The 14,339-nt window shown below is 59.8% G+C and carries 15 protein-coding genes; 9 read left to right on the top strand and 6 right to left on the bottom strand.

Translation table 11 applies throughout. The features are described 5' to 3' along the window. The first annotated feature begins 61 nt into the window (after positions 1 to 61). The 4 genes from CVV65_RS13705 to CVV65_RS13720 are packed head-to-tail and all read left to right on the top strand — an operon-like array spanning position 62 to position 3,984. Positions 62 to 778: a TetR/AcrR family transcriptional regulator gene (locus CVV65_RS13705; protein ID WP_198592033.1), complete on the top strand. Its 717-nt coding sequence runs from the start codon at positions 62 to 64 to the stop codon at positions 776 to 778. Next, complete coding sequence (locus CVV65_RS13710; RefSeq protein ID WP_100668608.1) at positions 762 to 2,057, top strand: HlyD family secretion protein; 1,296 nt, start codon at positions 762 to 764, stop codon at positions 2,055 to 2,057. The genes CVV65_RS13705 and CVV65_RS13710 overlap by 17 nt, the downstream gene beginning before the upstream one ends. Continuing rightward, complete coding sequence (locus CVV65_RS13715) at positions 2,054 to 2,824, top strand: ABC transporter ATP-binding protein (RefSeq protein ID WP_100668609.1); 771 nt, start codon at positions 2,054 to 2,056, stop codon at positions 2,822 to 2,824. Before CVV65_RS13710 ends, CVV65_RS13715 begins: the two co-directional genes overlap by 4 nt. Continuing rightward, positions 2,821 to 3,984: an ABC transporter permease gene (locus CVV65_RS13720; protein WP_100668610.1), complete on the top strand. Its 1,164-nt coding sequence runs from the start codon at positions 2,821 to 2,823 to the stop codon at positions 3,982 to 3,984. The genes CVV65_RS13715 and CVV65_RS13720 overlap by 4 nt, the downstream gene beginning before the upstream one ends. 162 nt (positions 3,985 to 4,146) lie before the next feature. On the opposite strand, the gene CVV65_RS13725 is transcribed toward CVV65_RS13720, so the two are convergent. Both CVV65_RS13725 and CVV65_RS17305 read right to left on the bottom strand, forming a co-directional pair. Further along, positions 4,147 to 4,500 carry a hypothetical protein gene (locus CVV65_RS13725; RefSeq protein WP_133121314.1) on the bottom strand — a complete coding sequence of 118 codons (354 nt, stop codon included), beginning with the start codon at positions 4,498 to 4,500 and terminating at the stop codon, positions 4,147 to 4,149. A 5-nt stretch (positions 4,501 to 4,505) separates the two neighbouring features. Further along, complete coding sequence (locus CVV65_RS17305; RefSeq protein WP_269148824.1) at positions 4,506 to 5,132, bottom strand: DEAD/DEAH box helicase; 627 nt, start codon at positions 5,130 to 5,132, stop codon at positions 4,506 to 4,508. 23 nt (positions 5,133 to 5,155) lie between these two features. On the opposite strand from CVV65_RS17305, the gene CVV65_RS13735 reads away from it, so the two are divergent. Then, a complete protein-coding gene (locus CVV65_RS13735) occupies positions 5,156 to 5,950 on the top strand; it encodes an ABC transporter ATP-binding protein (RefSeq protein ID WP_100668612.1) in 795 nt (264 codons plus the stop codon). Continuing rightward, positions 5,947 to 6,723: an ABC transporter permease gene (locus CVV65_RS13740; protein WP_100668613.1), complete on the top strand. Its 777-nt coding sequence runs from the start codon at positions 5,947 to 5,949 to the stop codon at positions 6,721 to 6,723. The genes CVV65_RS13735 and CVV65_RS13740 overlap by 4 nt, the downstream gene beginning before the upstream one ends. Positions 6,724 to 6,751: 28 nt before the next feature. Here CVV65_RS13740 and CVV65_RS13745 read toward each other — a convergent pair whose 3' ends face one another. After that, positions 6,752 to 7,678 (bottom strand): DMT family transporter, encoded by a 927-nt coding sequence (locus CVV65_RS13745; protein ID WP_232796627.1) that lies wholly within the window; start codon positions 7,676 to 7,678, stop codon positions 6,752 to 6,754. Between the two features lie 255 nt (positions 7,679 to 7,933). Then, positions 7,934 to 9,133 carry an RNA-guided endonuclease InsQ/TnpB family protein gene (locus CVV65_RS13750; RefSeq protein ID WP_100668614.1) on the bottom strand — a complete coding sequence of 400 codons (1,200 nt, stop codon included), beginning with the start codon at positions 9,131 to 9,133 and terminating at the stop codon, positions 7,934 to 7,936. A gap of 22 nt (positions 9,134 to 9,155) precedes the next feature. On the opposite strand from CVV65_RS13750, the gene tnpA reads away from it, so the two are divergent. Then, positions 9,156 to 9,572, top strand: coding sequence for an IS200/IS605 family transposase (gene tnpA, locus CVV65_RS13755; RefSeq protein ID WP_100669540.1), 417 nt, complete (start codon positions 9,156 to 9,158; stop codon positions 9,570 to 9,572). Positions 9,573 to 9,619: 47 nt separating this feature from the next. Here the strand turns inward: tnpA and CVV65_RS13760 are convergent, their stop codons facing one another. Next, complete coding sequence (locus CVV65_RS13760; RefSeq protein ID WP_100668615.1) at positions 9,620 to 10,456, bottom strand: amino acid permease; 837 nt, start codon at positions 10,454 to 10,456, stop codon at positions 9,620 to 9,622. A 166-nt stretch (positions 10,457 to 10,622) separates the two neighbouring features. On the opposite strand from CVV65_RS13760, the gene CVV65_RS13765 reads away from it, so the two are divergent. Next, the gene (locus CVV65_RS13765; RefSeq protein ID WP_100668616.1) at positions 10,623 to 11,810 is read left to right on the top strand and encodes an aminotransferase class I/II-fold pyridoxal phosphate-dependent enzyme; all 1,188 of its coding nucleotides are present in this window, start codon (positions 10,623 to 10,625) and stop codon (positions 11,808 to 11,810) included. Between the two features lie 81 nt (positions 11,811 to 11,891). Here the strand turns inward: CVV65_RS13765 and CVV65_RS13770 are convergent, their stop codons facing one another. Beyond that, on the bottom strand, positions 11,892 to 13,238 hold the full coding sequence (locus CVV65_RS13770; protein WP_100668617.1) for an amidase: 1,347 nt from the start codon (positions 13,236 to 13,238) through the stop codon (positions 11,892 to 11,894). Positions 13,239 to 13,532: 294 nt separating this feature from the next. Between CVV65_RS13770 and CVV65_RS13775 the strand changes: the two genes are divergently transcribed. Beyond that, complete coding sequence (locus tag CVV65_RS13775) at positions 13,533 to 14,255, top strand: TerC family protein (protein ID WP_100668618.1); 723 nt, start codon at positions 13,533 to 13,535, stop codon at positions 14,253 to 14,255. Positions 14,256 to 14,339 lie beyond the last annotated feature (84 nt).

Raw genomic sequence — 14,339 nt, forward strand, 5'->3', positions numbered from 1 at the left:
TTGACAACCTCCATTCAGCCGGCCCATAATCTGAGTGAGTACTCAATTAGGAGTGATGCCGGTGAAGAAACCCGAAGTCCCCGACCCTTTTCACCTCTTTGCCGACGAGGACATGACAGAAAAGCACTGGCGGATCCTGGAGGCGGCCATACGGGTATTTTCCGAAAAAGGATTCAGCGCAGCCCGGACCCGGGAAATCGCGGAAGAAGCCGGCGTCTCCGAGGGAACTGTATTCAACTATTTTAAGACGAAAAAAGACTTGCTCACAGGATTGCTGCTGCCTCTGGTTGCCCGGTATTTTCGCCCCCTGTTGGCCCGCAGTGTGGAGAACATCCTCAACCGCCGGGGCCATCAACCTTTTGATCAAGTCCTGTTTGACATCATGAAAGACCGGGTTCAACTGATCGAGAAGAACTGGCCCCTCATCAAAACGGTGGCGGCCGAAGCGGCATTTCACCCGGAACTGCTCGATCCGGTCCGGACCCGGGTGACGCCGTACATGATCGCCTTGGTCAGAGAATGGTTTCAGGGGGAAAAATCCCGGGGAACGATTCGGGATGTCGATGACACCGCCGCCCTCCGGGTGTTCATGAGTATGATCGTCGGCTATGTGCTCGCCCGAAAGGCATTCCCCGAGGGACTCCCTTTGGAATCGGGCACTGTCCCCTGGGAGGCTGACGACGTGGAGATCCGCCGGATGCTCGACATCTATCTCCACGGCATCGCGCGCACGATAGAACCCCGGGAAGGAGGGGGTGCTCATGCACCGGAAAACTGATCTGAAAAACCTCCTGGTCGGCGCCAGGATGAGAGCGGCCGGCCACGTTCAGTGGCGGAGTCGGTGGCGTAAAGCCCGGCCCTCACCCCTGGCAGCCTGGTTGACTCCTGTGACCGCCCTGCTGCTCGGCTCCACCCTTCTCGCCGGCTGCGGGGCGGCCCAGGGATCGACATTTTCCGGCATCATTGAGGGCACCGAGATTCCCATACAAACCGAGGTGGGCGGCACAGTCCAGAGCCTGCCCGTGGCCGAAGGGGCATCCGTCAAAAAGGGCCAGCTGCTGGTCACCTTGGATGACCAATCGTATCAACTTCAGGTGCAGGGGGCCCAAGCCGGCGTGGACGCCGCTCTCGCCGCCCTTCGGGACGCCCAGGCCGGGAGCCGGGCCCAGGAAATCGCCGCCGCCATGGCCGCCGTCGATCAAACCCGGGCCCTGGCCGATCAGTCCGCCGCCAACAGCAAGGCCGCCGGGGAACAAGTGAACGCGTTGATTGCCAACCAGAGTCAGTTGATGAGCAACCTCAAAGGGGCCCAAGATACCTTGGCTTACCAGCAACAACAGCTCGCCCGGGTCCAGGCCTTGCAAAAGGCCGGGGCGGCCACCCAGCAACAGGTGGATGCCGCCCAGCAGGCGGTCAATCAGGCCCAGACCCAGGTGGATAACCTCCAGGCCCAGCTTCAAGGCATTCAGGCCCAGATCCGCCAAGCGCAGAATGCCCAGGCGGCCGCCCAGAGCGGGTACGCTTCGGCTCTGGCCAATGAACGCTCCGCCCAGGCCAAGCTCGACCTGCTCAAAGCCGGGGCCACTGACCAGCATCTCAAACAATTGATCGCCATGAAAGATCAGGCGGACGCGAAACTGGCCGAAGCCAGACGGCAACTCGAAAAAACCCGGGTGGCCTCCCCGGAGGATGGGGTCTTCCTTCGCCGGGATGTCGAGGTGGGCCAGGTGGTCAAGCCCGGGGCCACCTTGGGCGTGCTCCTCAAAAAAGATGAACTGAAGGTGGTGATCTACGTACCCGAAGCAGATTTGGGGCGGGTGAAACTGGGTCAACCGGCCGCCATCCGGGTGGACGCCTATCCCGGGGAAACGTTCTCCGGCCGGGTTTCCGTCATCGCCGACCGAGCGGAGTTTACGCCGAAAAATGTGCAGACACCCGATGAGCGCGCCAAGATGGTGTTTGCGGTGACGGTGGAGATCACGTCGGGCCTGGATCGCTTGCGGGCGGGGATGCCTGCGGATGTGGTCCTGGGCGGTCCGGCGGGAGGTGCGTCATGAAGGAAATCGACGAACCGGCCATCACCTGTACAGACCTGACAAAACAGTTCGGCTCCCGAATCGCCGTGGACCGGGTTTCCCTCACCATTCCTCGGGGGGCGATTTACGGTTTTCTCGGTCCGAACGGATCGGGAAAATCCACCACCATCCGGATGCTCTGCGGGGTGCTGACCCCGACCTCAGGGACCGGCCGGGTGCTGGGCTACGATATCGTTCGGGATGCCGAGGAAATCAAGGCCCGAATCGGCTACATGTCCCAGCGGTTCAGCCTCTACGAGGAGCTGACGGTGATGGAGAACCTCGATTTTTACGCCCGAATCTACGGGCTCTCCGGACCCCGGGTCCGAGAGCGCAAGGAGGAACTGATCGCCCTGGCCGGTCTGACCGGCCGGGAGAAACAGCGGGCCGGCTCCCTCTCCGGCGGTTGGAAGCAGCGGCTGGCCCTCTCCTGTGCCCTCCTTCATGAGCCTGAGTTGCTGATCCTCGATGAACCCACCGCCGGCGTCGATCCCGTGTCGAGGAGAATTTTCTGGAATTTGATCCACGACCTGGCCAAAACCGGGGTCACCGTCCTGGTGAGTACCCATTACATGGACGAGGCCGAAACCTGCGACCGGATCGGGTTTATTTTCTTCGGGAAACTGCTGGTGGACGGAACGCCGGAGGAACTCAAGCGGCAATTCGGGACATCGACCTTGGATGATGTGTTTATCCAGCTCGTTTCCTCCCAGGAACACCCTCTCGGCAATGGAGGGGGCACGGCATGAGCGACAAAGGGAAACAGGGTCGGTCGTCCTTTCAGTGGAACCGCTTGATGGCCATTGTGCGGAAAGAATTCTTACAAATCCGGCGGGACCCCGCGAGCCTGGCCATCGCTTTGGCCATGCCGTTGTTGATGCTGCTCCTGTTCGGATACGCCGTGAACACCGACGTGGACCACCTGTCGATGGGGGTGTGGGATCAGGCAAAGACGGCGCAAAGTCGGGAGTTGGTGCAAAATCTGACCAACACCGGATATTTTGACGAGCGATATCAAGTGGAGGGGTATGGGGAGCTCCAGGGGTTGATGGACAGCGGTCAAATCAAAGTGGGACTGGTGATTCCCCGGGACTACAGCAAGGCTTTGGACACCCGGCAACCGGTGGACGTGCAGGTCCTGGTGGACGGAACGGACCCGAACGCCGCCCGGACAGCCCTGGCCAATGCCCAATTGATTCTCCAGAATCGGGCGATGGAGGAACAACAAGCCCAGTTGTCGGCGGAGGGTCTGGGTAATGTTCAGATTCCCATTCAGGTGCAGGCCCGGGTGCTCTACAATCCGAACATGAAGAGTCTATTGTTTAACATCCCGGCACTGATCGGCCTGATCATGCAAAATGTCACGGCGATTTTGACGGCTTTTGCGATTGTCCGGGAGCGGGAGCGGGGGACCATGGAGCAGCTGATCGTCACTCCGGTCAGGCCGAGTGAGTTGATCGTGGGGAAACTGACGCCTTACGTCCTGATCGGAATGTTTTCCTTTGTCTTGGTGTTGGCTGCGGGTACCGCCTGGTTTGGCGTGCCGGTCAAAGGAAGTGTGGGGCTGTTGCTGATCCTGAGCCTGCTGTTCTTGGTCACCGCTTTGGCAATCGGGATCTTGATCTCCACCGTGGCCAAAACCCAGCTCCAGGCGATGCAGATGGCCTTTGCCTTCATCCTGCCGAGTGTGCTATTATCAGGATTTATTTTTCCCCGGGAGACCATGCCCCTGGTGATCCAGTGGATCGGGGCGGTGATCCCACTGACCTATTTTCTCGAAATCCTGCGGGGGATCTTCTTGAAAGGAATCGGCATCGGGCAACTCTGGCAGGATACGGTGAGCCTGGCGATTTTCGCGGTGCTGTTTTGTACGGTCGCCGTCCTGCGGTTCCGCAAGCGGTTGGATTGAGGGGGGTATGCAGCGGGGCCCCGCATGCCACCTGGAATGTTTGCCAATGGTTGGCCCGGAGGTGCGGGCGTTTGATCCGCCCTCCCCCCGGCACACCATGAGGCGGTCGCGTGCCACCTGAACCGACCTCCGCGACGCACTACCGCCAAGTCGTCGCGGTAGTCAGCGGAACATGTCCCCCTTGTACACAACCCGTTCTCTGTCGGGCTCCCAACGTACGAAGCCGCGTTCGATGGCCTCATGCACACCCCGTTCCAGTGCGGTTTCCACCGCAGACCCTAAGCGCTGATACCCGAACAGCCTTGCGAGCTCCCGAATCAATTGGTCTTTGGGCAAACTGATCTGGCCTTCTAGAATATATTGGACCGCCGATGCCACTTCTTGAACGGGCAAGTCAGCAGCGTCCCGGCGTTCGGCATCCCCCTCGCGGATGCGAAACCGAATGTAGGTGGCGGGATCGACATCCCTCGGCCAGAAGAACGGCCTCTGGTCTTGGATTGTACACTTGGGGCGCATAAGTGTTACAACTTCGTCCAATCGCATCCGCAATCGGTGGCCAATCCGCTTAATTCCCCAAGCGCCACATGTACGCGTTTCACACTGGGCACAAGTTCATCGGGGGAGGGAAATGTGAGCAATTTGTTGTCATAATAATGGCGGTTGCTAAATGAAATCAGTCCTTCGCGACGGCTTCGATAATGCCATAGCAAGAATCCTTGCGGCATTCCGATGGCCAGGCAATCGTCCAAAACGCTCTCCAAATCCTCGGAAAGGTCCTTATCCTCGGAATCCCGGTTTGTTGACGTGAAGAAACTCGTCGGCGGAAGTTGATTCGGATCCCCTACCACGATGACGTTCCGCCCCCGGGCCATGGCACCCACCGCCTCACATGTGGGAACTTGTGAGGCTTCGTCAAAAATGACGAGGTCAAAAGGTGGTGCCGCGGGATCCCTTCCAATCCCCCGACGTGATGAACCGGGCCGAGACCTCCGGCACGTCCAACAGAACTGTGCAGAACCGATGGAGCAGTTCGGCTTCTTCGAGGGTGAAGGAAGGGGTCTCCCCAAAATGAGTGAAGGGGGGACGCCTTCACCGTCCTTTTGGAGGAATTCCAAGGACCCCTGTGGAATGATTCTATATGTGTACACACTCCGGAACAGGAGGATCGCACGTGGCGGACAGGATTTCGGACAATCAGGCCGTCTGGTTTGAAGAGGTGTCAAAAACTTTTGTAACCGCCCGGGGTCCGGTGAGGGCTCTTCGCGGGATCAGCGGGGAGGTGCCTGCCGGGGCGATCCTCACCTTGGTGGGGCCGTCGGGATCTGGCAAAAGTACGTTATTGTCATTGGTCAACTTGATGGTCACACCGGATGAGGGCCGGGTGTTCGTGTTCGGCCGGGAGGCCAGCGCGTGGGATCCGCCTGCTCTCCGGCGCACCGCCGCCCTGGTGTTTCAGCGGCCTCCCGTGATTCCGGGGTCGGTGCGGGACAACCTCATCCTCGGCGCCCGGCTTCAGGGCCGACCCCTCGATCACCCGGAAGACTTCTTGGAAATGGTAGGGCTGCCCAGGGAGCTTCTCGATCAGGATGCCAGGGAATTATCCGGCGGTCAGTTGCAACGGCTGGGCCTCGCCCGGGCACTGGTGTTGGAACCGCGCATTCTGTTGTTGGACGAAGTCACCTCCGCCCTGGATCCCTCTGCGGTGCGGGAGGTGGAGACTTTTCTGACCGATCTTTGTCATTCTCGCGGGGTGACGATCCTCTGGGTCACCCACGATCTGGACCAGGCCCGGCGGGTGGGGGATTGGACCTGGCTCATGGCGGCCGGGGAGATTATCGAGGCCAAAGCCACGGAGGATTTTTTTATGCAGCCCGACAATCCTCTCACCCTTCGGTTCTTGGCGGGCGGACACATTCAACCGGGCGAAACGTCTGAGCCATTTACGACAAAAGGGGGGTCTGTATGAGTCTGCTCGCCTTATCGTTTACCCTTGGATTTGTCGTCCTGGCGCTGATTCTCTCCCTCTGGCAGCGCCTGGGAATGGAGAAAGACATGATCGTTTCCACAGTCCGGGCTACCGTCCAGCTCCTCATCGTCGGATACATATTAAAGGTCGTCTTCAGCATCCAAGGTCCCGCCCTCATCCTCGCCATGATCCTCCTCATGCTGGTGGTGGCCACCTTTAACGCCGCCAAGCGCGGCCGGGGCATGCCGGGGATCCACCTGCGGATCCTGTTCGCCCTCACCTTAACCGAGGCGGTCACCCAAGCGTTCCTTCTCCTCATGCGAATCGTGCCACCCACCCCGCAATATGTGATTCCGATCAGCGGGATGATCATCGGCAACGCCATGGTGGTGGCCGGCCTGTTTCTCAATCGGCTTCGGGCGGAGGCGGAAAACCGCAAGGAAGAGATCAACCTGATCCTCTCCCTCGGTGGCACCCCGCGCCAGGCGATCCAACCGGTGCTCAAGACGGCGGTGCGCGCCGGGATGATTCCCACGATCGACAGCACCAAAACCACCGGGCTGGTCCAGTTGCCGGGAATGATGACCGGACAAATTATCGCCGGGGCCGACCCCATCCAAGCCGTTCGGTACCAGCTTTTAATCCTCTTCGCCATCCTCGCCTCCGCCGCCCTCACCAGCATGGTCCTGGGGTTCCTGACGTACCCGCGACTGTTCAACACGTATCAGCAACTGGTGCTGCCGGCCCAGAACTCGGCCAAGCTCGGTTCTTAATGTCCCTTCGTCACCGAGCAACCAAAGGTCACTTGGACCGGGCCAGCAGCACCACGGCAGCGAGGATGCACGCGGCCCCCGCCGCCCCGGTCATGCCCAGGTTCACGTGGAGAAACAGCGCCGCCGACACCACCGCCGAAAGTGGCTCGGCACTGGCCAAAAGGCTGGTCTCAGCCGGGGTTAGAAAACGCAGACTGGTGAGATAAAACAGAAACGCCACCAATGTGCCAAAGAGCACGACAAAGGCGGTGAGGCCCCAGGCGATCCACCACGTCTCCCCGGGCACCGCCGGCCCGGGCTGAAGCGCCCCGCCCAGGGCCGGCACCGCCGCCCCCACCACCATCGCCCACCCCACCGTGGCCGGCGCCCCGTAGCGGCGCAACAACCCTCCGGGGTACACCGTGTAAAAAGCCAACGTCACGGCGGAGGCCAGCCCCCACACCACACTCGTCCAGGGCACAGTTAGCGCCTGGATCTGCCCGCCGGTCACAAGCAAAAACGTCCCCGCCAAGGCCAGACCGACCGCGGCGATTTGCCGAAGGCCGGGCATTCGCCGCGACCTCGCCGCCGCGTAAAGGACGATCATCGCCGGGGCCAAGTACTGGAGCAGCGTGGCCGTAGCGGCATTGCCCTCGGCCACCGAAGCAAAATACGAGTACTGCACCCCCAGCATCCCGAAGATCCCAAACAGCGTTAACCTCAGCGCGTCCACGAGATGCACGAGAGGCCCCAAGGCCGCCCGGGGCCCCGCAAACACCGCCGTCCCCAGCACCAAGATCATCCCGGATAGCCCCATTCGCACGGTCACGAGCCACTCCGGGCGAAACCCCTCCCCCTGAAACAACACCTGAGCGGCCGTCCCGGACAACCCCCAGAACACGGCCGCGGCCAACACCATAACAAAACCTTTTACCCGGCCGGATCGGGTCGTCCCGGGATAAGAACCCTCATCCACCGGAACACGTCCCGTCCGCCCCAACTCCCTGACTGTTCCATCGTATGCCAATTTCAAGGCCTCACTTCTCTACGAGACTCGCGCCGGACAAACCCATATCCAACGAGCATCACGGCCATCGCCCCAAGACTTGTCCAAATCCCCAAGCGCTGTTCGGCGCTCTTGACCTCCTCCCCCTTTTGGCGGAGGATTCCTTCCTGCCACCAGGGGCCTTGTTGCACCCCTTGGATCGGTCGAACAACCGACTCCCCGGCGCTACACCGGAGAACAGGCGATCCGGGCCAGTCCAGCCCTTAATATGTTCATCGCTCCCACTGTGTCGGCATTGCCCTCATACCCGCACCTCTCGCACCGGAATGTCGTTTGCCTCGGCCGATTCGCATTGCTCACATGCCCGCATTCCGGTACCGGGCATCTTTGGCTCGTGTACGGGGCCGGGACGGTCCCCAGCCAGCCTCCCGACCAGTGGAGCTTGTAGCCCAAGAACGTTTGAAACATGAACCACCCTTGGTCCAGGATCGCTTTGTTCAGCCCGCTCTTGGCCCGCACGTTCTTTCCCGGATTCTCCCTCGTCCCCTTGGCTGACCGGCTCATGTTCTGGATCCGCAAATCCTCCACAAACACCATCGCGTGGGTTTTGCTGATGGCCGTGGAGGTCTTGTGCAGAAAATCCCGCCGGGCATTCGCAATATGCGCATGAAGACGCTGAAGCCTGGCCTTCTGTTTCTGCCAGTTTCGCGAGAACCTTTTCTTCCGCGACAGCTTCCGCATTTCCCAAGCCAGTTTCTTTTCATGCCGCCGGAACCATCCCGGCGCATCGACAAACGTGCCGTCCGACAACGCCGCAAAATGCACAATTCCCCGGTCGATCCCCACAGCCGACTCCGACGGGTGAACCGGCTCCGGCACGTCGATCTCCGTCTGGAAAGAGATGTACCAGTGCCCGGCCTGCCATGTTACCGTGGCATTCCGAAACGTCCCGTCGATGGTCCGGGACTTGCGGAACTTCACCCACCCGATCTTGGGCAGGAAAACCTTCGGCAAGACACACCGCCCGTCCGCATCCTTGGTCGACAGGTCGAGCTTGATCTGTTTCGGGTCCGGAAAGCGCAGGCCCGCCTCGTTCCGGTTCTTTTTCTTGAAGGTCGGGAACCGCGCCGGGCTGGACTTGTTAAACGCCGCCCGGATTGCCCGATCCAGGAACTTGAGCGTCCATTGCAAAGGGTGCACAGGGGCGTTGGCCAAAAAACCGTATTCCTCGCTGTGTCTCCAGAGTGTCAGGAGCCGGGCAAGCTCCTCATACGAGAGCAAAGGGTACCCGGCCTCCAGCCGCCCCTTTTGCAAGGCCAGCGCTTTGTTCCAGACCAACCGCGCACATCCCCGGTAACGGGTGAAGCACTGGGATTGTTCCGTTGTCGGTTCCAAACGGAATCGAAATGACTTGAGAATTTTCATGTTTTTAGGATATACTTGGTCTATGACAAAGTCAAACGAGATCCGTACAGGTCGACATTGCGTATATAATCTTCATGTCCATTTGGTCTTTGTGACTAAATATCGGCGCGGAGTGTTCACCAAAGAGATTTTGGAAGACCTGCGCGAGATTATGGCCTCCGTCTGTAAAGGTTTTGAAGCCGAATTGTTGGAATTTGACGGTGAGGATGACCACGTGCACCTTTTGGTGACCTATCCACCCAAAGTGGCCATTTCCACGCTGGTGAACAGTCTGAAAGGCGTGTCCAGCCGCCTGATTCGAAAGAAAAACTATACGCAAATTCGCCGAAAGCTATGGGGTGGACATCTCTGGTCCCCAAGTTATTTCGCCGGGAGCTGTGGCGGCGCTCCTCTGTCCGTTATCCGACAGTATATCGAGAGTCAGAGAACACCTGAATGACGCGCCTTATCCTCTTCCTGAAGGAAGAGGTTTGCGGCGCGTTTTTTTCAGATCACAAAGGGACTTTCCCCGGTCCCCACTGTGGTCCAAGGCACCAGGGCTACGATCACCAGAAGCGGCAACACGTAAAATAGGACGGTCCGCCACACCACTCCGACCATCGCCCGGGGAATGGTCCGGCCGGGGTCTCGGGTCTCCGCTGCCGTCAGCCCGATCATCTCACTGCCACCATAAGAAAACATCACCACCAGCAGCGCGCCGGCCAAACCGCTGAAGCCGGTGGGGAAAAATCCTCCACGGGCGGTAAGGTTGCCGAACCCGATGGCCGGATGCCCTGGAACCGCGCCGACGAGAAGCAAAAACCCGAGCAGGGAAAAAAGAATGATGGTGACGATTTTGATCCCCGCAAACCAAAACTCAAATTCCCCGTAGGCGCGCACCTGAAACAAATTCACAATCGTCAACGCCAGGGAGATGATGAGGCTGAGGACCCACAGGGGGACCCCCTGAAGCCAAAAGTGTAAAAAGGTCGCCCCGGCGGTGCATTCCGCCGCCAAGACCAAAACCCAGCAAAACCAATACAGCCAACCGGCCAGATAACCGAACATCGGCCCGACGTACTGCCTGACATAGACCAAAAAGGATCCGGCCACCGGTTTGTGAATGGACATCTCCGCCAGGGCAAAAAGAACGAACAAAAGCAGAATTCCGCCCACGAGATAGTCCACCACCACCGCCGGCCCGGCCAAATGGATCGTCGAACCGCTGCCGAGAAACATCCCGGCGCCAATCACGCCGCCGAGGGACATCATCACGATGTGCCGGCTCAAAAGTCCCCGGGACAGGCCCGGAGTACTTCCCTGTTCCATCGCCCCCTCTTCCAATGGCTCTCCCCCTTCGAAGTTTCTCTCGGATCCCGGGCTCCACGAAATCTCGCCCGTCAGGTCCTTTCCTTCCTTTTAGTATACAAAATCTGCGACTTCCGCGAACAGAAGAGAGGGTTTGTGCTAAGATGAAATTTAGCGAGTCGAACGGAAAGGATGGAGTCACGTGGGGACCCTTCACCCGGCAGACCGCATCTCGCGGTTGCCCAAACAATTTTTTGCACGCCTCACCGCCGAAGCGGCACGTTACGTGGAACAAGGATTTGATGTCATTAATCTCGGCCAGGGCAACCCCGACCTGCCGACGCCGAGCCATATCGTCGAGGCTTTGCAGCAAGCGGCAGAAGATCCCGCCACACATCGCTATCCGCCGTTTCGCGGGCTCCCGGAATTGAAACGCGCGGCCGCCAAATGGTATGCAGACCGCTACGGCGTCGATCTGGCTCCCGAGCGCGAGGTGGCCATCCTTCCGGGGGGCAAAACCGGGTTGGTGGAGATCAGCCCGGCTTTGCTCAACCCAGGAGATGTCTGCCTGGTCCCGGATCCGGGTTATCCGGATTACTTATCGGGGATCGCCTGGGCCGGAGCAGAGATGGTACCGATGCCCCTTCGGGCGGAACGCCGATTCCTTCCGTATTTTGCCGAAATACCTTCCGACGTGGCCGACCGGGCCAAGTTGATGTTTTTGAATTACCCCAACAACCCCACCGGAGCGGCGGCAGACCTCGCCTTTTTCGAGACAGCAGTCCGGTTTGCCCAGCGGCACGAGATCGTGGTCTTCCAGGATTTCGCTTATGGGGCCATCGGTTTTGACGGCAAGGTGCCGCCGAGCTTTCTACAGGTTCCCGGAGCCAAAGACGTGGGGATCGAGCTCTACTCGTTCTCCAAGACCTTCAACATGGCGGGGTGGCGCCTGGCTTTCGCGGTGGGCCGGGCCGATGTCATCCAGCTCTTGGAACTGGTTCACGACCATTTTTACTGCAGTGTATTCGGCGCCGTCCAAAGGGCGGGCATTGCGGCCTTGACGGGGCCGTTAGAGCCCGTTGAAACGATGCGCCGTACCTATGAGAATCGGCGCAATGCGTTCTGTGGAGAGTTGCGGCGCCTCGGTTATCCGGTTCAGCCCCCGGAGGGATCGTTTTTCTGCTGGCTCCCGGTCCCCCCGGGCGAGACCAGCGAAGGATTCGCCGAGCGGGTACTGGAAACCTTTCACGTCGTGGTGGCTCCAGGGGTGGGGTTCGGGCCGCACGGCGAGGGATATGTCCGGGTAGGGCTTTTGGCGCCAGAAGAGAGGCTTGTTGAGGCCGCCCGGCGATTGGCCATGGCGTATCACAACGAAAGGCCAAAGATATGAATCCACGGCTCCCGCGGTTGATCCGGTTGGCGGCCCCGCCTTGAGCCTCCGTCATGGGACAAACGAGCGGGGCCGACTTCATCATAGCCGAATCCCGGCGGCGGCTTGGAATTGCGCCGCTAGATCCAGCAGTCCGTCGTCGTCCATCGGCGAGCCGACCACCTGGAGACCGACGGGCAATCCTCGGCTATCCACCCCGCAGGGCACCGACACGGCGGGAAATCCTACGACATTCCACGGCGCAGTCATGGACACCAACGCATCCCAAACAGGTACGTCATAGCCCTGGATCTGCACCTGCTCTTGGCCCACCTTGGGAACGGGGCAGGGTAAAGTCGGCATCACGAGCCCGGCGTATCTTCCCATTTTCCGGGTCCAGTCGGCAATCTTCTCCCTCCGAATCGCTTGGGCCGCCAAATAGTCCAAAGCGAAGACCTCTCGACCGGGATCGAGCCTTTCGGCAAGATCCCCCTGGAGCAGTCCCCGCCGGGGCCCCTCAAGCACCTCCCGGTGGGTGAGATACGCCTCGGGAAGGCGAACGGTCAGTTGAAGCGCTTTCCATTCGTCAAAGGGCTCCATCTCCACAGCTTCAAATCCATACCCCAAATGGCGAAAAATGCCGAGGGCATCTTCGAATATTTGAACGATTTCTGGATCTGTCCTCTCGCGGATGTAGTCCCAGGGCACGGCGAGCAGGCGGTCGTGAGAAGCCCGCTCCCCGGGTCTGGGACGTTCAGCGCGCCCATCCGCAGCGGGAATCAGGGAATCCCCAGGATGCTCCGTCAATAAATGAAATAAGTAGCGAGCATCGGAGACGGTGTGGGTGAGGACCCCCACGTGGTCGTAGGTGGTGCTGAGGGGCATCACCCCTTGGGTGGAAATTCGGCCTCTCGTCGGCTTAAAGCCAACAATCCCGCAACACGATGCCGGAATGCGAACGGAACCGCCGGTATCCGTCCCCAGAGCTGCCGCCACCATCCCCGCGGCCACCGCCGCGGCCGAACCTCCACTTGAGCCCCCGGGGATGTACTCGAGGTTTCGGGGGTTACGGGTAGGAGGCGTGATCACCCCGTACGCCAACTCCTGGGTGTTGGTCTTCCCGACGATCACCGCCCCCGCTGCCCGAAGCTTTGCAACACAAGGGGCGTCTTCGTCCGCCGTCCTGTGATAGGCTCGAGAACCCCCGGTCGTCGGCATGCCGGCGACATCGATCATGTCTTTCACGCCCACGGGTATCCCGGACAGCGGGCCAGACCCGGGGGGATCCGCAATGCGATCCGCCGCCTCCGGATCCACATATAAAAACGCCTGAACTTTCGGCTCCAGAACGTTCAGTTGTTCCCGAACCCGGGTGGCCAATGCCTCCCGAGTCATCGCACCTCTTTCCAAAGCAGATAACATTTCGAGAACGGTCATATAATCTATCATAACTTTCGCCTCCTTTTTGGGGCAAACCTCTTGACGCCCTCATTCTATTAACTGTAGAATATGGGCACAAGGTGTATATGTCTCCAAAGGGGAGTAGCGGAACGGCAAAGTCGTCAGTACGGGGTTGCGGCCCCCGGCTTTGCGGCAACGGTGACGTTGTGAGCGAGACCTTTACCGAAAAGCGGTAAAGGTCTTTTTTATTGATCGCGACCCTATCATGAATGTCTTTTGACATCCGTCGCGGCGCATGCTCTTCATCCAACGAGGACAATCTCAAGGTAGGAGGCGAGTGGGTTGGAGTTTCTTTCAGCGGCATTTTTCTCCGCGCTTTTGGCCATTGTTATCATCGACCTGGTGCTGGCCGGCGACAACGCCGTCGTGATCGGAATGTCGGCTAGGACCCTCCCGAAGGACCTACAGAAAAAAGCGATTGTATGGGGTACCCTGATCGCTATCGCCGTTCGCATCCTCGCCACCTTCGTCGCGGTGTGGCTGCTCGAGATCCCCGGTCTTCTCCTTGCGGGGGGACTGCTCTTAATCTGGATTTCTTACAAATTACTCGTTCAGGAAAGCAGGCCTCATGAAGAGGGCAGGTCGGAGTTAGGGAAGGTTGCCGGCACCATGGCCGTGGCGGAAGCGGCCGTCGGTCTTCGGGCAGCCATCCGGACCATCGTCGTCGCCGACGCTGCCATGGGCTTAGACAATGTCCTGGCGGTGGCTGGAGCAGCTCATGGTCATTGGATTCTCGTTTTCTTGGGCCTTTTGATCAGTATTCCCCTCGTCGTGTGGGGCAGCACCCTCATCGTGAAGCTCATGGATCGTTTCCCGTGGCTCATCTACGTGGGCGGTGGGGTCTTGGCGTGGACGGCGGGAAAAATGATCGCCGACGAACCACTGCTGCAAACGGTATTTGACAACTCTGTGCTGTACTGGACGACCATCGTCCTCGTCATCGTCGGAGTTCTCACGGCCGGTCTGCTCACGAATCAAAAGAGGCACCATGCCGCCGGGAGTTAAACCGAGGACTGAGCCGGATTGAAAACACGCACCATTCATCCGCCTGGGCTACCCCTGTGGTGGGCGGCGGACTGCCCCTCTGCA

It is taken from the genome of Kyrpidia spormannii, from assembly GCF_002804065.1.
In the GTDB taxonomy this organism is placed as follows: Bacteria; Bacillota; Bacilli; order Kyrpidiales; family Kyrpidiaceae; genus Kyrpidia; species Kyrpidia spormannii.